This window comes from Microbacterium indicum DSM 19969 (assembly GCF_000422385.1).
GTDB classification, from domain to species: Bacteria; Actinomycetota; Actinomycetes; order Actinomycetales; family Microbacteriaceae; genus Microbacterium; species Microbacterium indicum.
In genome coordinates this window covers 278,644-296,105 of record NZ_AULR01000002.1, presented here as the reverse complement: position 1 = coordinate 296,105, position 17,462 = coordinate 278,644, and the positions used below count along the sequence as shown (strand labels likewise).

At 72.1% G+C, this 17,462-nt stretch carries 18 protein-coding genes and 1 tRNA gene; 5 read left to right on the top strand and 14 right to left on the bottom strand.

What is annotated here, in order from left to right:
- Positions 1–97: 97 nt before the first annotated feature.
- From H576_RS0104030 to dusB, 6 genes are all read right to left on the bottom strand, one after another.
- Positions 98–646, bottom strand: a complete 549-nt coding sequence (locus H576_RS0104030; RefSeq protein WP_029149875.1) for a ribonuclease H family protein — start codon at positions 644–646, stop codon at positions 98–100.
- A 78-nt stretch (positions 647–724) separates the two neighbouring features.
- A tRNA-Asn gene (locus H576_RS0104025) sits at positions 725–797 on the bottom strand.
- A 62-nt stretch (positions 798–859) separates the two neighbouring features.
- Positions 860–1,666 (bottom strand): ATP-binding cassette domain-containing protein, encoded by an 807-nt coding sequence (locus tag H576_RS14225; RefSeq protein ID WP_051172128.1) that lies wholly within the window; start codon positions 1,664–1,666, stop codon positions 860–862.
- Between the two features lie 31 nt (positions 1,667–1,697).
- Positions 1,698–3,542, bottom strand: a complete 1,845-nt coding sequence (gene dnaG / locus H576_RS0104015) for a DNA primase (RefSeq protein WP_029149874.1) — start codon at positions 3,540–3,542, stop codon at positions 1,698–1,700.
- Positions 3,542–4,870, bottom strand: a complete 1,329-nt coding sequence (locus H576_RS14220; protein ID WP_036319130.1) for a deoxyguanosinetriphosphate triphosphohydrolase — start codon at positions 4,868–4,870, stop codon at positions 3,542–3,544. Before H576_RS14220 ends, dnaG begins: the two co-directional genes overlap by 1 nt.
- Positions 4,860–6,032, bottom strand: coding sequence for a tRNA dihydrouridine synthase DusB (gene dusB, locus H576_RS0104005; protein WP_036319127.1), 1,173 nt, complete (start codon positions 6,030–6,032; stop codon positions 4,860–4,862). Before dusB ends, H576_RS14220 begins: the two co-directional genes overlap by 11 nt.
- Positions 6,033–6,089: 57 nt before the next feature.
- Here dusB and H576_RS0104000 point away from each other — a divergent pair, with 57 nt between their 5' ends.
- Complete coding sequence (locus tag H576_RS0104000; RefSeq protein WP_029149872.1) at positions 6,090–6,587, top strand: glutathione peroxidase; 498 nt, start codon at positions 6,090–6,092, stop codon at positions 6,585–6,587.
- A 3-nt stretch (positions 6,588–6,590) separates the two neighbouring features.
- Here the strand turns inward: H576_RS0104000 and H576_RS0103995 are convergent, their stop codons facing one another.
- Entirely contained in the window at positions 6,591–7,391 is an 801-nt protein-coding gene (locus H576_RS0103995) for an isoprenyl transferase (RefSeq protein WP_029149871.1), read from the bottom strand.
- Entirely contained in the window at positions 7,388–8,119 is a 732-nt protein-coding gene (gene recO / locus H576_RS0103990) for a DNA repair protein RecO (protein WP_029149870.1), read from the bottom strand. The genes H576_RS0103995 and recO overlap by 4 nt, the downstream gene beginning before the upstream one ends.
- Before the next feature lie 101 nt (positions 8,120–8,220).
- Here recO and H576_RS16070 point away from each other — a divergent pair, with 101 nt between their 5' ends.
- The 4 genes from H576_RS16070 to leuA all read left to right on the top strand — a co-directional run bounded on the left by H576_RS16070 (position 8,221) and on the right by leuA (position 12,507).
- On the top strand, positions 8,221–8,733 hold the full coding sequence (locus H576_RS16070) for a hypothetical protein (protein ID WP_051172126.1): 513 nt from the start codon (positions 8,221–8,223) through the stop codon (positions 8,731–8,733).
- Positions 8,734–8,735: 2 nt separating this feature from the next.
- Positions 8,736–9,911 carry a sensor histidine kinase gene (locus H576_RS16065; RefSeq protein WP_051172123.1) on the top strand — a complete coding sequence of 392 codons (1,176 nt, stop codon included), beginning with the start codon at positions 8,736–8,738 and terminating at the stop codon, positions 9,909–9,911.
- The gene (locus H576_RS0103975; protein ID WP_029149869.1) at positions 9,901–10,551 is read left to right on the top strand and encodes a response regulator transcription factor; all 651 of its coding nucleotides are present in this window, start codon (positions 9,901–9,903) and stop codon (positions 10,549–10,551) included. Before H576_RS16065 ends, H576_RS0103975 begins: the two co-directional genes overlap by 11 nt.
- 207 nt (positions 10,552–10,758) lie before the next feature.
- Positions 10,759–12,507: a 2-isopropylmalate synthase gene (gene leuA, locus H576_RS0103970; RefSeq protein ID WP_029149868.1), complete on the top strand. Its 1,749-nt coding sequence runs from the start codon at positions 10,759–10,761 to the stop codon at positions 12,505–12,507.
- Positions 12,508–12,547: 40 nt separating this feature from the next.
- On the opposite strand, the gene era is transcribed toward leuA, so the two are convergent.
- From era to H576_RS0103940, 6 genes are read right to left on the bottom strand one after another with little or no spacing between them, the layout of a single operon-like run.
- Positions 12,548–13,447, bottom strand: coding sequence for a GTPase Era (gene era, locus H576_RS0103965; protein ID WP_029149867.1), 900 nt, complete (start codon positions 13,445–13,447; stop codon positions 12,548–12,550).
- A complete protein-coding gene (locus H576_RS14205; protein ID WP_084502422.1) occupies positions 13,440–14,828 on the bottom strand; it encodes a hemolysin family protein in 1,389 nt (462 codons plus the stop codon). The genes era and H576_RS14205 overlap by 8 nt, the downstream gene beginning before the upstream one ends.
- Entirely contained in the window at positions 14,825–15,292 is a 468-nt protein-coding gene (gene ybeY, locus H576_RS0103955) for an rRNA maturation RNase YbeY (RefSeq protein WP_029149866.1), read from the bottom strand. The genes H576_RS14205 and ybeY overlap by 4 nt, the downstream gene beginning before the upstream one ends.
- A complete protein-coding gene (locus tag H576_RS0103950) occupies positions 15,289–16,308 on the bottom strand; it encodes a PhoH family protein (RefSeq protein ID WP_084502421.1) in 1,020 nt (339 codons plus the stop codon). Before H576_RS0103950 ends, ybeY begins: the two co-directional genes overlap by 4 nt.
- A 40-nt stretch (positions 16,309–16,348) precedes the next feature.
- Positions 16,349–16,711 (bottom strand): HIT domain-containing protein, encoded by a 363-nt coding sequence (locus H576_RS0103945; RefSeq protein ID WP_029149864.1) that lies wholly within the window; start codon positions 16,709–16,711, stop codon positions 16,349–16,351.
- Between the two features lie 28 nt (positions 16,712–16,739).
- Positions 16,740–17,462: a 16S rRNA (uracil(1498)-N(3))-methyltransferase gene (locus H576_RS0103940; protein WP_029149863.1), complete on the bottom strand. Its 723-nt coding sequence runs from the start codon at positions 17,460–17,462 to the stop codon at positions 16,740–16,742.

Genomic DNA, 17,462 nt, shown 5'->3' with positions numbered 1-17,462 from the left:
TCTCCCGCGTTCCCGCCGCGCCGCCAAGCCGTACACGCGGGACTTCGGATCCGCAGATCCGCGTCATCGGAACCTCGCAGGCGCGAGGCCGCTCCCATCAGCGTCGGCGGGGCCTGTCCTCGCCGGCCGAGGGCGCGGCCGTCGTGACGTCGACGGGTTCCTGGCCGGCGTCGGTCGACCACTCGTGCGCGAGGCCCTTCGCGGCGTGCGTCGCGGCGCGGACGCAACGCTCGTCGGCCCATCCGTTGAGCAGATGGCCGTTGTGTCCGCGCACCCATTCGAGCTCGACATCGGGCAGCCCGGCCTCCCGGCGGGCGTCGCGTGCCTCGATGAGCTTCTCGAGCAGGTCCCGGTTCTTCGTGGGCTGCTTGGACGCCGTCTTCCAACCGCGGCGCCGGTGCGCGTCCATCCAGGACGAGTACGTGTCGATCGCGTACTTCGAGTCGGCCTGCACGCGGAGGTGCGCGACGTCGGCGTGATCCGTGATCGCGCGCAGGAGCGCCGTGAGCTCGCCGATGTTGTTCGTGCCCTGCACGATGGATCCGGCCGCCCAGCGGCCGTCCTCCCCGACCCACGCCCAGCCCGTCGGGCCCGGGTTCCCCTGGCACGCCCCGTCGGTCGCCACGGTGTAGGTGTCGTCGCTCATTCGGGGCCTCCTGATCGGGGAACGTCGCGCTCCGGAATCGACGAAGGCCCCCACGCTGGTGGAGGCCTTCGATTCGTGCTCCCCCGATTGGACTCGAACCAATAACCTGCCGGTTAACAGCCGGCTGCTCTGCCAATTGAGCTACAGGGGAATGATCTCGCTGCGCGGTGCGCAACCCGAACAGCTTAGCAAACCGTCGGGCCGGCGAGAAAATCAGGCGACGTTCGGGCGCGTCGCCTCCTCGGCGAGGAAGGCGAGAGCCTCCTCCTCGCCGGGCGTCGCCCACACGTCGCCCTCGGCCGTGGCCCGCGCCACGGCGGCGCCCTCGCGGAGCACGATCCGGTCGGCGCCGATCTCGTGAGCGAAGACGACGTCGTTCGTGGCGACGAGAGCCGCCATGTCCCACTCGTCGCGACGGCGCAGGATCGCGTCGCGCACGACGTGCCGCACCTCGACGTCGATCCCCGCGAGGGGCTCGTCGGCGATGAGCAGCTTCGGGTCCATGACGAGGGCCCGCGCGAGCGCGACGCGCTGACGCATTCCGGCGCTGAGCTCGTGCGGGAAGCGGTTCGCGACGCCGAGCGGCAGGTGCACCTCGTCGAGCAGGTTCGACACGCGCACCTCGAGCCGTCGCCCGTCGATCTCGGCCCCGCGCGAAACGAGAGGGAGCGCGATGATCTCGCCGATCGTCAGGTCGCGGTCGAACGAGACGCCCGCCTGCTGCGAGAGGTAGCCCACGCGGTAGGTCAGGACGCTGCACGCGCGGCCCGGCGTGCGCGCGTCGACGCCGCACACGCGCGCGGATCCGCCCACGATGCGGGCGTCGGTCTTCTCGCCCGACAGCGCGGCGAGGAGCGAGGACCGGCCCGAGCCCGTGGGGCCCGCGATGCAGAGCGCCCCGGAGTACGGGACCTCGGCCGTGACGCCGTCGACGGCCCGGACGGATCGGGATCCCTTCCCCCGGGTCACGCTCACGTCGTCGAGGCGGAGGGCCCATTCGGTCAGCTCGGGAACGCGCATGGGTTCCATCCTGCCCCGAGCCGCGCCGAAATCACTCCTCCGTGAGGCGGCGTCGCTCGATCTCGAGGTCGCGGCGCCGCACGCTCGCGGCGCGCCACTCGTCGGAGCCGGGAGCGAAGCGCTGGATCGCGCCGTCGAGCTCGCGCTGCTCGTCCTGGAGCGAGCGGGCGACGATGCGACGGCACAGCGCGTTCGCCGACACCGCGGCGTGCTCCTCGTCGCGGGCGGGGAAGTCGCGCATGAGCACCTCTCCCCCGAGCTGCCGGAGCGCCTGCGGGAGCGCGTCGACCGAGGCCTGACCCCAGCCCTGCTTCGTGCGGTCGACGCCCGCGACCGCCTGGCGCACCTGGTCGAGCGCCGGCGTGCGAAAGGTCGACGAGAGCGCGCGCTGGAGCAGCGCGGGGTCGACGCGGTGGCCGTACTGCAGGATCCCCGTCAGCGCGTCGCGCTCGACCGCGACGTCGGTCGTGCGGGGCAGGGTCGCGAGGGTCGTCGCGGGCGCGGCGACCGACTCGGGCGCGCCCTCGCGGCGGCGATCGGCGCGCGATCCGCCGCGGGCGGCCTGCTCGACCTCGCGATGCACGTCGGTCGGGTCCATCCCGAGACGCTGCGCGAGGACGCGCTCGTACCCGGGCCGCAGGAGCCGGTCGCGGATCTCGGCGACGATCGGCGCGGCGGCGCGCAGGGCCCCCACGCGCCCCTCGACGCTCGAGAGCGGGAAACCGGCGAGCTTGCGATCGATGACGAACTCGAACATCGGACGCTTGTGGTCGAGGAGCCCCCGCACGGCCGCATCGCCCCGCTGCAGCCGGAGGTCGCAGGGGTCGAGCCCGTCGGGCGCGACGGCCACGAAGGTCTGCGCCGAGAAGCGGTCGGCCTCGCTGAAGGCGCGCAGGGCGGCTTTCTGACCCGCCTCGTCGCCGTCGAAGGTGAAGACGACCTCGCCCTGGGCGTCGTCGTCGCCCATGACGCGGCGCAGGAGCGTGATGTGCTCGGACCCGAACGCCGTGCCGCACGTCGCGACGGCCGTCGTGACGCCCGCGAGGTGCGCCGCCATGACGTCGGTGTAGCCCTCGACCACCACGACGCGCTTGGGATCGCCGCGCGCGATGTCGCGCTTCGCGAGGTCGAGCCCGTAGAGCACCTGGTTCTTCTTGTAGATCGGCGTCTCGGGGGTGTTGAGGTACTTGGGACCCTGATCGTCGTCGTAGAGCTTGCGCGCGCCGAAGCCGATCGTCTGCCCCGTGACGTCGCGGATCGGCCAGACGACCCGCCCGCGGAAGCGGTCGTACGCGCCGCCGCGCTGGTTGGTCGACAGGAGGCCCGCCGTGACGAGCTCGTCGCGCTGGAAGCCCTGCGCCGTGAGGTGCTTGAGGAGGCCGTCCCATCCCTGGGGCGCGTAGCCGACCCCGAAGTGCGCGGCGGCGCCCGGGTCGAAGCCGCGCCCGCCGAGGAACGCGCGCGCGGGCGCGGCTTCGGGGGTCAGCAGCTGCTGGCGGAAGAACTCGGCCGCGGCGGTGTTGGCGGCGAACAGGCGCGTGCGCCCGCTCGTCTCGGGGGCCGGGCCGCCGCCCTCCTCGTAGGTGAGCTGGAAGCCGATGCGGGCCGCGACCTTCTCGACCGCCTCGACGAAGGTCAGGTGGTCCATCTCGCGGAGGAAGGTGAAGACGTCGCCCGACTCGCCGCACCCGAAGCAGTGATAGAACCCCTGGCCGGGGCGCACGTTGAAGCTCGGGCTCTTCTCGTCGTGGAACGGGCACAGCCCCTTGAGGGATCCGATGCCCGCCGACTTGAGGGCGACGCGCTCGCCGATAATGTCGGCGATGTTGATGCGGGTCTTGACCTCTTCGATGTCGGCCTGGCGGATGCGCGGCATTACGACGCCACCGGCTGGGCGGCGCGCAGCCAGATGCCGACCGACGCGGGATCGATGTCTCCGACGAGGCGGGCGTGCCACGCGACCGCCGTCTGATCCGTGAGGCTCGCGACCTGGTCGACGATGACGCGCTTGCGATCCGCCTCGGTGCGCGCCGCGACGAAGTCGGCGGCGAACGCCGGGTCGAGCTGATCCGCGCCGGAGGACCAGAGCGTGTCGGCCGTCCAGAGGGCGTCGGCGATGCGGGTGAGCACGGCGCGCTGCTCGACGTACACCGAGCGGCGCGTGTCGAGCGTCACGATCGTCGCGCCCATGATGCCCTTGAGGACCGCGATCTCGACCTCGATCTCGCGCGGCACGACGACGTGGGCGCCGTACCGCGCCATCGACGTCGCGGGATACGCCGCGCGGGTCGCCTCGACGGCCCGGCTGGCGAAGCGCCCGATGAGGTCGCTCGTGAGGTTCTTGAGGCGCGCGAGGTCGCGGCGCGAGCGGTCGAACGTCGTGAGCCACATGGGCTGGCGCGTGAGCCGGTACAGCGCGTCGGCGAGCTCGTCGCGCGCGTAGTCGTAGCCGACCCACGCCTGGATCTTGCCGACGAGCGGGTGGTGCTGGACGGGGTCGGCGAGCTCCGCCACGTCGACGTAGCCGTTCACGACGGCGTCCTCGAAGTCGTGCACCGAGTAGGCGATGTCGTCGGAGAGATCCATGATCTCGGCCTCGATGCTGCGCACGCGGTCGGGGGCGCCCTCGCGCATCCAGGCGAAGACGTCCTCGTCGTCGGGGTAGACGCCGAACTTCAGGCGCCCGCCCGGGTCGGGCACGGGATCGGCTGCCGTCCACGGGTACTTGGCCGTCGCGTCGAGCGTCGCACGGGTGAGGTTCAGGCCCACCGACGTGCCGTCGCCCGCGAGGACCTTGGCCTCGAGGCGGGTGAGGATCCGGAGCGACTGGGCGTTGCCCTCGAAGCCGCCGATGTCGGACGCCCACTCGTTGAGCGCGCGCTCGCCGTTGTGCCCGAAGGGAGGATGCCCGAGGTCGTGGCTCAGGCAGGCCGTGTCGACGATGTCCTCGTCGACGCCGAGGGCCGTCGCGATCTCGCGGCCGATCTGGGCCACCTCGAGCGAGTGCGTCAGGCGGTTGCGCGCGAAGTCGGCGTCGCTCGCCGGGCTCAGGACCTGGGTCTTCGCGGCGAGGCGGCGCAGCGCGGCCGAGTGCAGCACGCGGGCGCGGTCGCGCGCGAAGTCGCCCCGCACGGAGCGGTGCCGCTCGACGACGAAGCGCTGACGGTCGAACGCCGTGTAGGCGCTCTCCTGCTCAGCCCCCACTGGTGTCCAGCTCCGCTTCCTGCAGGTCGGCCGTCTGCGCGTCGTCGAGCGCGCGCGACGCGAGCCATCCCTGCGGCAGCACGGGACGCCGCGGGTGGCCCGCGCGCCCCCGCGGCCCGCCGACGGCGTCGCCGGGGAACGGCTCGTCGAGGTCGAGCTGCGCGATGAGGTCGTCGATCTCGGCGAGCGAATCGACCTTCGCGAACGCGCCGCGCATCTCGCCGCCGACGGGGTACCCCTTGAAGTACCACGCGGCGTGCTTGCGGATGTCGCGGCAGCCGCGGCCCTCGTCGTCGTAGAACTCGACGAGCAGCTCGGCGTGGCGCCGGAACGCGTCGGCGACGAAGGCGAGCGTCGCGTCGACCTCGGGGGCCTCGCCGCCGAAGGCACGCGCCAGCTCGCCGAAGAGCCACGGGCGCCCGAGGCAGCCGCGGCCCACGACGACGCCGTCGGCGCCCGTCTCGGTCATCATGCGCACGGCGTCGTCCGCGCTCCAGATGTCGCCGTTGCCGAGCACGGGGATCGACGTCACGTGCTCCTTGAGGGCGGCGATCGCCGACCAGTCGGCGACGCCCGAGTACGACTCCTGCAGCGTGCGCGCGTGGAGCGTCACGGCGGCTGCGCCGACCTCCTCGGCGATGCGGCCCGCGTCGAGGTAGGTGAGGTGGTCGTCGTCGATGCCCTTGCGCATCTTGACCGTGACGGGCACATCGCCCGCCGCGTCGACGGCGCCCCCCACGATGTCGCGAAAGAGGTCGAGCTTCCAGGGCAGGGCGGATCCCCCGCCCTTGCGGGTGACCTTGGGGACGGGGCAGCCGAAGTTCAGGTCGATGTGGTCGGCATGGCCCTCGCCCGCGATGATGCGGGCCGCCTCGGCCGTGTAGTGCGGGTCGACGCCGTAGAGCTGGATCGAGCGCGGCGTCTCGGACGGGTGGTGCTCGATGAGCTTCATCGTCACGGCGTTGCGCTCGACGAGCGCTCGCGTCGTGATCATCTCGGTCACGTAGAGGCCGGCCCCGTACTCGCGGCACAGGCGGCGGAACGCCATGTTGGTGACGCCGGCCATGGGGGCGAGGATCACGGGGACGTCGACCTCGATGCCTCCGATGCGCAGGGGCGCGGGGCGCAGCTGCGTCGGGTTCTCGGGAGGGGCGATCGTCACCCGCCCATTCTTCCAGATCCGAGCCGGGCGGTCGCCGCGCGGCCCTACCCTGTGGATATGAGCGCTGACGCCGACATCCGATCCATCCCCTTCGCCGCGGCCGACGGGGCCGAGAAGACCCTCGCCGAGTTCGGCGACGGCGTCGTGCTCGTCGTGAACGTGGCCTCGAAGTGCGGGCTCACCCCGCAGTACGAGCAGCTCGAGGAGCTGCAGCGCACCTACGGCGATCGCGGCCTCACGGTCGTCGGGTTCCCGTGCAACCAGTTCATGGGCCAGGAGCCGGGGTCGATGGACGAGATCCTCGAGTACTGCTCGACGACGTGGGGCGTGAGCTTCCCGATCCAGGACAAGATCCGCGTGAACGGCGCGCACGCCGCCCCGCTCTACAAGGCGCTCAAGAAGTCGAAGGACCAGATGGGGCTCGCGGGTCCCGTCGCGTGGAACTTCGAGAAGTTCCTCGTCCTCCCGACGGGCGAGGTCCAGCGCTTCCGCCCCACGACGAAGCCCGATGACGCGGCGATCGTCGGCGCGATCGAGGCGAACCTCCCCCGCTGAGCGTCAGGCGGTCGGCTTGTCGACCGCCCCGCCGTAGCGGCGGTCGCGCGCGTGGAACAGCTGGATCGCGCGCCAGAGGTTCTCGCGCGTGAACTCGGGCCACAGGGCGTCGTCGAACACCATCTCCGCGTACGCCGACTCCCACAGCATGAAGTTGCTCGTGCGCTGCTCCCCGCCCGATCGGATGAAGAGATCGACGTCCGGCAGGTTCGGCACGTAGAGGTGCCTGGCGATCGTCTTCTCGCTGATCGCCGACGGCCGGAGCCGACCGGCCGCGACCTCCTCGGCCATCTCGCGCATCGCATCGACGACCTCCCAGCGCCCGCCGTAGTTGATGCACATCTGCAGCGTCATCGTCGTGTTCTCGCGCGTCAGCCGCTCAGCCGCCTCGAGGTCCTTGATGACGGATCCCCAGAGCTTCGGGCGTCGCCCAGCCCAGCGCACGCGCACCCCCCACTCGTTGAGCTGATCGCGGTGCCGATGGAGGACCTCGCGGTTGAACCCCATGAGGAAGCGCACCTCGGCGGGCGAACGCTTCCAGTTCTCCGTCGAGAACGCGTAGACCGAGAGGTGCTTGACGCCCGCCTGCACGGCCCCGGCGATCACGTCGAGCATCGCGTCGACGCCGACCCGGTGCCCCTCGGTGCGCGGCAGGCCCTGCTTGTTGGCCCAGCGGCCATTGCCGTCCATCACGACCGCGACGTGGTTCGGGACGGGCCCGGCGAAGCGCGGCGGCTCGAGCCCCGTCCAGTCGAGCGGCTTGAACGGCACGGCGTCGGGGTGCGTGTAGGGCTTGGGGCTCATGGTCGCCTTCCGTTCGAGCCGAGCGAGCGGAACGTGCGCTCGAGGTGGAACTGCGCGTAGGCGGCGACGAGCGCGCCCGCGCGGTCGAGGTCCTGATCCGTCGCCGCGTCGACGACCGCCCACTCGCCCGCGAGCAGGGATCCGACGAGCTCGATCGTGTCGGCCGAGACACGCGGCGTGCCCGCAGGCGCGCAGTGCGCGCACACGACGCCGCCGAGCTGCGCCGAGAACCGCTCGTGCGGACCCGCCTCGCCGCACCGCGCGCAGGCGTCGAGCTGCAGCGACCAGCCGGCGATCGCGAGCGCGCGGAGGAGGTACGAGTCGCGGGTCGCCTGCGGCGCGTGCTCTCCGCGGGCGAGCGAGCGCAGCGCCCCGACGAGCAGGAAGAACTGCTGCGGCTGCGCGTCGCCCTCGCCCACGATCCTCTCGGCCGCCTCGGCCATCGCGCTCGCCGCCGAGTAGGCCGCGTAGTCGCGCACGATGTCGGCGCCGTACGTGCCGACCTGGTCGACCTGCTGGACGATGTCGAGCGATCGGCCGATGTAGAACTGGGCGTCGACGGCCATGAACGGCTCGACGCGCGCGCCGAACCTGCTCGAGGTGCGGCGCACGCCCTTCGCCACGGCCCGGACGGATCCGTGCTGGCGGGTCAGCAGCGTGAGGATCCGGTCGGCCTCGCCCAGCTTCTGCGTGCGCAGCACAACGGCGTCGTCGCGATAGGTGGGCACCTCCCCAGATTAGGCCGCGTTCCTGCGCGTCGGCGGATCTCCACCCCGTCTCCACCCGCGGGTGGTGGGCCCGCGGGCCGGCGCTCCGAAGACTGGGAGACATGAACGCACAGACCCTCATCTCCGTCGCCATCAGCGTCGTCGCCATCCTCGTCATCTCCTTCCGACAGCTCGCCTGGCGGCGCTTCGTCCCCCGCAAGCTCGTGATCCTCCCGCTCTTCCTCCTCGTGTGCGGCGTGTGCCTCGGCGCGGCGGCCGGCGCCGGGGCCCTCGTGTCGACGGCCGGCGCGCTCGACGTCGTCCTCATCGTGGTGCAGCTCGCGCTCGCGGTCGGCGCGGGGCTCTGGATGGGGCGCTGCGTCGAGATCGCCCCGCACGACGGCGCGCTCGCGACCCGGCTGCGCCCCGCTGGCCTCGGGATCTGGTTCGGGATGATCGCGATCCGGCTGGGCCTCGACGGCGTCGCGCACCTCATCGGAGCGCACCTCGCCGGATCGATCGCGCTGATCCTCCTCATGCTCGGCGTCGCGAAGGGCACGCAGGGCGTCGTCATCGCGCTCCGCGTCCGCCGCGCCGTGCCCGAGCCCGAGCCCGCCGCGCAGTACGCTCGCTGACCGTGGAGACGAACGCGCACCGCGACCCGCGCCGGTCATCCGCCGCGCGGGTCGCGGTGCGCGTCGTGACCGTGCTCGTCGTCGCATCCGTGCTCAGCGACCGCATCGCGTCGAGCGGGCCGCTCGTCCCGACGCTCGCCGCGCTGGGCTCCGCCGCGCTCCTCGCGGACGGCTTCGCCGACCCCGTCAGGCGCCCCCGCCTCCACGTCGGGCTCCTCGTCGCCGCGGGCCTCTGCGGAGCGGCGCTCAACCACCTCACGCCATCGGCCGGCTGGGCGCTCGTCGGCACGTCGATCGCGATCCTCGTCGCGAGCCCCGGGATCCGCCTCCGGACCGCCGCGCTCGCGGTCGCGGCTCCCGCCGCCGTCGCGATCGCGGCGCCGTGGGGATCCGAGCCCGTCGCGCTCGGCGCCCTGTACAGCGCGCTCGTCCTGGCCGGGATCGCGACCGCTGCCTACGCGGGCCGCACGCGGCGGAGCCAGCGCGAGGCGGATCGCGCGCTCGTCGCGCGCACCCGGGAGCTCGTCGAGGAGACCGCGCGCAGCTCCGCTCTCGAGGAGCGCGCCCGGATCGCCCGCGACATGCACGACGTCCTCGCCCATTCGCTCGGGGGCCTCGTCGTGCAGCTCGACGCAGCCCAGGCCGAGATCGAGGGCGCGGCGCCGCGGGACGACGTCGCGCGGCGCATCGCGGGGGCGCGAGCTCTCGCCGCGGACGGCCTCGCGGAGGCGCGGGCGGCGGTCCGCGAGCTCCGCGCCGACGGCTCCTCGACCGACGCCGCGACGGCGGTCGGGGCCGTCATGCGCGGGACCGTCGCGGCGGAGGCGGGCATCGACTTCGACGTCGCGGGCGCGGTCCGCGCCGTTCCCGCCCCCGTCGCGGGGGCGCTCGCCGCCGTCGCGCGCGAGGCCGTCACGAACATCGCCAAGCACGCCGCGGGCGCACGGTGCGCGGCCACGCTCGCGTACGAACCGGGGCGGGTCCGCCTCGAGGTGATCAGCGCGGCGGCGCGCTCGGCGCCCGGGATCGCGGCGTCGGGATCCGGCTTCGGCGCACAGGGCATGGCCGCCCGCATGGCGGAGGTCGGCGGCTCCCTCGCGTTCGGGCCCGACAACGCCGGGCGCTGGGTCGTCTCGGCTGCCTGGCCAGCGGGGCAGGATGGTGTCCATGGATCCTGAGGAGCGGCCGATCCGGGTCGTGGTCGCCGACGACCAGGAGATCGTGCGCGACGGCCTCGTGACGGTCCTCGGCCGGATGCCCGGCGTCGCTGTCGTCGGGTCGGCGCGCGACGGGCGCGAGGCCGCATCGCTCGCCGTGCGCGAGCGCCCCGACGTCGTGCTCATGGACCTGCGCATGCCGGTCCTCGACGGCGCGGGTGCGACGGCCGAGATCGCCCGCGACGCGCCCGACGTCGCGGTCCTCGTCCTCACCACGTTCGACGACGACGCCTCGATCGCCGTGGCCCTGCGGGCCGGGGCCCGCGGCTACCTCACGAAGGACGCGTCGCGCGAGGACATCGCCGCGGCGATCCGATCGGTCTCGCGCGGACAGGCGACGTTCGCCCCGACGGTCGCCCGGCGCGTCATCGGAGGCCTCGCGCCGGCCTCGCCGCCGGACGGGCGCCTCGGCTCGCTCACGCCGCGCGAGGCCGAGGTCCTCCGCCTCATCGGCGAGGGACTCAACAACGGCGAGATCGCCGAGCGCCTCTTCGTCAGCGTCGCGACGGTCAAGACCCACATCAACAACCTCTTCGCGAAGCTCGACCTGCGCGACCGGGCCCAGGCCGTGCGCCTCGCGAACGACCACGCATCCGGATGAGGAAAGCTCCGCCTCGCTGAGCAGAGTGCGCAACCCCTGCCGCACCCGGGCGTCTCGGACCGTGCATCCTGCGTGATAGCCTGGCTACGTGCGCCGCTGGAGCCTTCTTCTCCTTATCTGCCGCGACGAGACCTCGTAATCTCAGGGCCTTCTCGTCGCGGAGCTTCGCGTGGCCCTCCCCCACGACACCGGAGACGAGAAGAAGCGATGAAGAACACCCAGCAGCCGAGCGGCATGCCGATCCACAAGTACGTGCCGTTCCACGAGCAGATCGCCGTCGACCTGCCCGACCGTACCTGGCCGACGAAGCGCATCACCGAGGCGCCCCGCTGGTGCGCCGTCGACCTGCGCGACGGCAACCAGGCGCTCATCGACCCGATGACGCCCGACCGCAAGCGCGTCATGTTCGAGCTCCTCGTGAAGATGGGCTACAAGGAGATCGAGGTCGGCTTCCCGTCGGCGAGCCAGACCGACTTCGACTTCGTGCGCCAGCTCATCGACGAGGGACTGATCCCCGACGACGTCACGATCCAGGTGCTGACGCAGGCGCGCGAGCACCTCATCGCCCGCACCTACGAGGCCATCGCAGGTGCGAAGCAGGCGATCGTGCACCTCTACAACTCGACGAGCATCCTGCAGCGGGAGGTCGTGTTCCGCACCGACAAGCAGGGCATCATCGACATCGCCCTCGAGGGCGCGCGCCTGTGCCGGAAGTACGAGGCGACGATCCCCGAGACGACCGTCTACTACGAGTACTCCCCCGAGTCGTACACCGGCACGGAGCTCGAGTTCGCGGCCGAGATCTGCAACCAGGTGATGACGGTGCTCGAGCCGACGCCCGAGAAGAAGATCATCCTCAACCTGCCCGCGACGGTCGAGATGGCGACGCCCAACGTGTACGCCGACTCGATCGAGTGGATGAACCGCCACCTCGACAACCGCGAGAACGTCATCCTGTCGCTGCACCCGCACAACGACCGCGGCACCGGCATCGCCGCGGCCGAGCTCGGCTACATGGCGGGCGCCGACCGCATCGAGGGATGCCTCTTCGGCAACGGCGAGCGCACGGGCAACGTCGACCTCGTCGCCCTGGGCGTCAACATGTTCACGCAGGGCGTGGATCCCATGATCGACTTCAGCGACATCGACCAGGTCAAGCGCACCGTCGAGTACTGCAACCAGCTGCCCGTGCACGAGCGCACCCCGTGGGGCGGCGATCTCGTCTTCACGGCGTTCAGCGGATCGCACCAGGACGCGATCAAGAAGGGCTTCGAGTCGATGGAGGCCCGCGCCCGCGCCGCCGGGGTCACGGTCGACGAGATCACCTGGGGCGTCCCGTACCTGCCCGTCGACCCCAAGGACCTGGGCCGCTCCTACGAGGCGGTCATCCGCGTCAACTCGCAGTCGGGCAAGGGAGGCGTCGCCTACCTGCTGAAGGCCGACCACGCCCTCGACCTGCCGCGCAAGCTGCAGATCGAGTTCTCGAACGTCGTGCAGTCGAAGACCGACAGCGAGGGCGGCGAGGTCACGAGCGAGCAGATCTGGAACGTGTTCCAGGACGAGTACCTGCCCTCGGGCGCACCCGAGGAGACCTGGGGACGGTTCGAGCTCGTGAGCACGATCTCGCACAACCGCACCGACGGCGACGGATCGCTCGACGTCGTCCTGCGCGACGGATCCTCGGAGGTCGCGGCCTCGGGCTCGGGCAACGGCCCGATCGCGGCGTTCATCGAGGTCCTGCGCGAGCGGGGCGTGGACGTGACCCTCTACGACTACAGCGAGCACACGCTCAGCGCCTCGGGCGACGCCGAGGCCGCCGCGTACGTGGAGGTCCAGGTCGACGGTCAGCGCCTGTGGGGCGTCGGCATCGACGGCGACATCTCGACGGCGTCGCTCAAGGCGATCGTCTCGGCGGTCAACCGCGCGATCCGCACGCGCGAGCCGGCCGCGGCCTGACGCCTCGGGGCCCGGACACGCGCCCGGGCCCCGAGGCCGCTCAGAAGCCGAGCCGGCCGAGCTGCTTCGGGTCGCGCTGCCACTCCTTGGCGACGCGCACGTGCAGCGACAGGAAGACGCGGGTGCCGACGAGCGGCTCGATCTCGAGCCGCGCGCGCTTCCCGACGTCGGCGAGGCGCGATCCCTTGCGGCCGATGATGATCGCCTTCTGGCTGTCGCGCTCCACGACGATGTCGGCGTAGACGTCGGTCAGCTCGGGGTCCTCCTCGCGGGCCGCGACGTCCTGCACCTGGACGGCGATCGAGTGGGGCAGCTCGTCGCGCACGCCCTCGAGGGCGGCCTCGCGGATCGCCTCGGCGATCCGGTCCTCGAGCGACTCGTCGGTGACGATCCCCTCGGGGTAGAGCGCGGGACCCTCGGGCATGAGCTCGAGCAGCTCGTGCGCGAGCACGTCGAGCTGCTCCCCCGTCTCGCTCGAGAGCGGGATGACGGCCGCCCAGTCGTCGCGCAGGCTGTCGACCTCCATGAGGCGCTCCATGACCTCGTCGCGGCTCGCGGCGTCGGTCTTGGTCACGAGGGCCACCTTCTTCGCGCGGGCGTACCCGTCGAGCGACGCGGCGATGCGGCGGTCGCCCGGGCCGACCTTCTCGTCGGCCGGCGCGCAGAAGGCGATGACGTCGACGTCGCCGAGGACCGTCTCGACGAGGTCGTTGAGGCGCTGGCCGAGGAGCGTGCGCGGGCGGTGCACGCCCGGCGTGTCGACGACGATGAGCTGCCCCTCGGGGCGGTTGAGGATGCCGCGGATCGCCTTGCGCGTCGTCTGCGGCTTCTCGCTCGTGATCGCGACCTTCTCGCCGACCAGCGCGTTCATGAGGGTCGACTTGCCGACGTTGGGGCGGCCGACGAAGGTCACGAATCCGCTGCGGGTGGTGTCAGTCATCGGCTCGGGGCTTCCTCTTCTTTTTCTTCTTCTTCGCCGCGCCGGGATCCGGGACGGCGTCGACGCGGGGCGCGGTCGACAGGGAGCCCGTCGCGGGGCGCTCGTGCTCCACCTCGGCGACGGCGCGCATCGCGGCGCCGCGATCGACGAACACCGTCGCGATCCCGCGTCCGCGGCCGCGCGACGTGCCGCCCGTGAGGACGAGGCCCTCGGCCTCGACCTTCTCGCCGGGCTGCGGGACGTGGCCCAGCAACTTCGCGAGCAGGCCGCCGATCGAGTCGACGTCCTCGTCCTCGATGTCGATGCCGAAGAGATCGCCGACTTCGTCGAGCGCGAGGCCCGCGCTGACGCGGTAGCTGCCGTCGGCGAGCTCGACGATCTCAGTCGAACGCGGGTCGTACTCGTCGGCGATCTCGCCCACGAGCTCCTCGAGCAGATCCTCCATCGTGACGAGGCCCGCGATGCCGCCGTACTCGTCGACGACGAGGCACACGTGCACCTGGTCGGCCTTCATCTGCTGCAGCAGGGTCTCGGCGCGCATCTGCTCGGGGACGAAGACCGCGGGCCGCGCGTAGGCGCGGACGGGGGCGTCGCGCCACCCGGGCGACTCGCGGAACGTGTGCTGAACGATGTCCTTCAGGTAGAGCACGCCGACGACGTCGTCGACGTCTCCGTCGATCACGGGGACGCGCGAGAGCCCGCTCGAGAGCAGCTCCTCGAGCGCGTCGGGGAGCGTCGCCGTCGCCTCGACCGTCACCATCTCGGTGCGCGGCACCATGACGCCGCGGACCACCTGGTCGGTGAAGTCGAACACCGAGTGGATGAGCTCGCGGTCGTCGTCCTCGATGAGGTCGTTCGACGCGGCCTCGTCGACGATCGACAGCAGCTGATCCTCCGACTCGAAACCGCGCCTGCGGGCGCCGGGGATCACGACGGATCCGATCCGCGTGAGCCCGCCCGCGACGGGGCCGAGGACGACCCGCGCCGCGTGCACGGAGGGCGCTGCGGCGGCGAGGAGGCCCTCGGCGTGCCGGCGGCCGACCGCGAGCGTCGCGGAGGCGACGACGGTGTAGACGACGAGCGCCATGACGGCGATCGCGATGATCGCGCCCCACAGGCGGCTGTCGGTCAGGAGCACGAAGGCGACCGCCGCGAACACCGTCGCGGCGACCTCGCACATCACCCGGAGCAGCGTCGTGGCGTTGTCGTGCGCGTCGCGGTCGTCGGCGATCTGCGCGAGCGCCCGCGCGCTGCGCCCCTCCGACGCGAGGTCGATGAGCTCCGCCGTCGAGGTCACGGCGAGCGCCGCGTCGATCGCCGAGAGGAGCCCGGCCGCGACGATGAGGAGCAGGGCCGCGACGAGGAGGAAGGCCTCGATCATGCGCGTCGGCGCCGGCGCTCCGCCGTCGCGAAGCCGCTCAGCAGCTCGCGCTGCAGGCCGAACATCTGGCGCTCCTCCTCGGGAAGCGCGTGGTCGTATCCGAGCACGTGGAGCAGGCCGTGCGTCGTCAGGAGGAACATCTCGTCCATGAGGCCGTGACCGGCCGTCTCGGCCTGGCGCTCGGCGACCTGCGGGCACACGACGATGTCGCCGAGGAGGCCCGCGGGGGTCGGAGCCTCGGCGGATCCGGGCCGCAGCTCGTCCATCGGGAAGCTCAGGACGTCGGTCGGGCCCGGCTCGTCCATCCACTGCACGTGCAGCTCGCTCATCGCAGCCTCGTCGACGAGAAGGACCGCGAGGTCGGCGTCGGGCGAGACGTGCAGCTCGGCGAGGTCGTGCTGCACGAGGCGCAGGATCGCGGCCTCGTCGACGTCGACGCCGGATTCGTTGTTGATGTCGATCACGAGCGGGCTCCTCGCTTGGGTTGGCGGTCGCGCGGCGTCATGCCGCGTCGTCGTTCTGCGCGGTTCGCGAACTCGTGCGCCTCGTCGAGCTCGGCGCGGCGGGCGGTGCGCTGCTCGTCGTACTCGCTGTACGCGTCGACGATGCGGCCCACGAGGGTGTGGCGCACCACGTCGTCGCTCGTCAGCTGCGCGAAGTGGATGTCGTCGACGTTCTGGAGGATGCGGCTCACGACCCGCAGGCCGCTCGTGCCGCCCGGCAGGTCGACCTGTGTGATGTCGCCCGTCACGACCATGCGCGTGCCGAAGCCCAGGCGCGTGAGGAACATCTTCATCTGCTCGGGCGTCGTGTTCTGCGCCTCGTCGAGCACGACGAACGAGTCGTTGAGCGTGCGCCCGCGCATGTACGCGAGCGGGGCGACCTCGATCGTCCCCGACGCCATGAGCTTCGGGACGAGCTCGGGATCCATCATCTCGTTCAGCGCGTCGTAGAGGGGGCGCAGATAGGGATCGATCTTGTCGGTCAGCGTTCCGGGCAGGAAGCCGAGCCGCTCCCCCGCTTCCACGGCGGGGCGCGTCAGGATGATCCGGTTGACCTCGCGGCGCTGCAGCGCCTGCACGGCCTTCGCCATCGCGAGGTAGGTCTTGCCGGTTCCGGCGGGACCGATGCCGAACACGATCGTGTTGAGGTCGATCGCGTCGACGTAGTCGCGCTGCCCGAGCGTCTTCGCGCGGATGACCTTGCCGCGGCTCTGGAGGATGGGCTCGCCGAACGCCGCGCTCGGGCGCTCGTTCGAGGTCTGGAGGACGCGATCGGACTGCGCCACGTCGGCTTCGCCGAGCTCGACGCCGTTGCGCGTCATCTCGAGCAGCTCGTCGACGAGCGCCTTGGCGGCGCCGAGCGCCGGCTCGTCGCCCGTCAGGGTGATCTCGTTGCCGCGCACGAGCACGTCGACGTCGGGGTGCTGGCGCTCCACCATGCGCAGCAGGCGGTCCTGCGGCCCGAGGAGGCGCACCATGGCGACCCCGTCGGCGTGGACGGTGAGGGAACTCTGGGCTTCAGCCAATGAGGCTCTTCTCCTCGAGGGATCCCGCGAGCACGTGGGCGTGCACGTGGAAGACGGTCTGGCCCGCGGACGGGCCGGTGTTGAAGATGAGGCGGAACTCACCGGGGGTCGCGCCCTCGGGAGCCCGCTCGGCGGCGACACGCTGCGCGAGGCCGATCACCTCGGCGAGCAGCGCAGGGTCGCCCGCGGCGAGCTGCGCGACGTTCTCGTACTCCTCGGTCTTCGGGATCACGAGGACGTGCAGCGGGGCCTGCGGGCTGATGTCGGCGATCGCGAAGACGCGGTCGGTCTGCGCGACGATCTCGCCCGGGATCTCGCCGGACAGGATGCGCGTGAAGACGGAGGGCTCGCTCATGCGGTCCAGTCTATGTTCGCGAGGCCCGTCACCAGCGGCCGAGCGCGCGGTTGACGAGCGCGAGCGCGGCGGGGCCCGCCGTCGAGGTGCGCAGCACGCTGTCGCCGAGGCGTACGCGCTCGGCGCCCGCCGCCTCGAGCGCCGCGAGCTCCTCCGGCGCGATGCCGCCCTCGGGGCCGACCACGAGCAGGACGTCGCGTTCGTCGGGTGCGATCGCGCTCAGCGGGGAGTCGGTCCACGGGTCGAGCAGGAGGATCCGTTCGGCACGACCAGCGAGCTGAGCCGTCGTGTGCACCTGCTCGACCTCCGGGATCCACGCGCGCAGCGCCTGCTTCGCGGCCTCGCGGACGATCGAGGCCCAGCGCTCGCGGCCCTTCTCGGCCTTGGGTCCCTGCCAGCGCGAGACGCTCCGCGCGGCCTGCCACGGCACGACGCCGTCGACACCCAGCTCGGTCGCGGCCTGGACCGCGAGCTCGTCGCGATCGCCCTTCGCGAGAGCCTGCGCGAGGAGGACCCGCGGAGCCGCGGCGGCCCGCTCCTCGCGCGACGAGACGCGGATATCGACCCGCGACTTCTCGGCGGCCTCGATGGACCCCGCGAGCCACGCCCCGCGGCCGTCGGTCAGGGTGACCTCCTCGCCGACGCGCACGCGCCGGACCGCGGCGGCGTGATGCGCCTCGGATCCCGTGAGGACGACGACGTCGCCCGGCTGGGCCGGGCCCGCCGAGGCGTCGACGAAATGGAGCGCCAC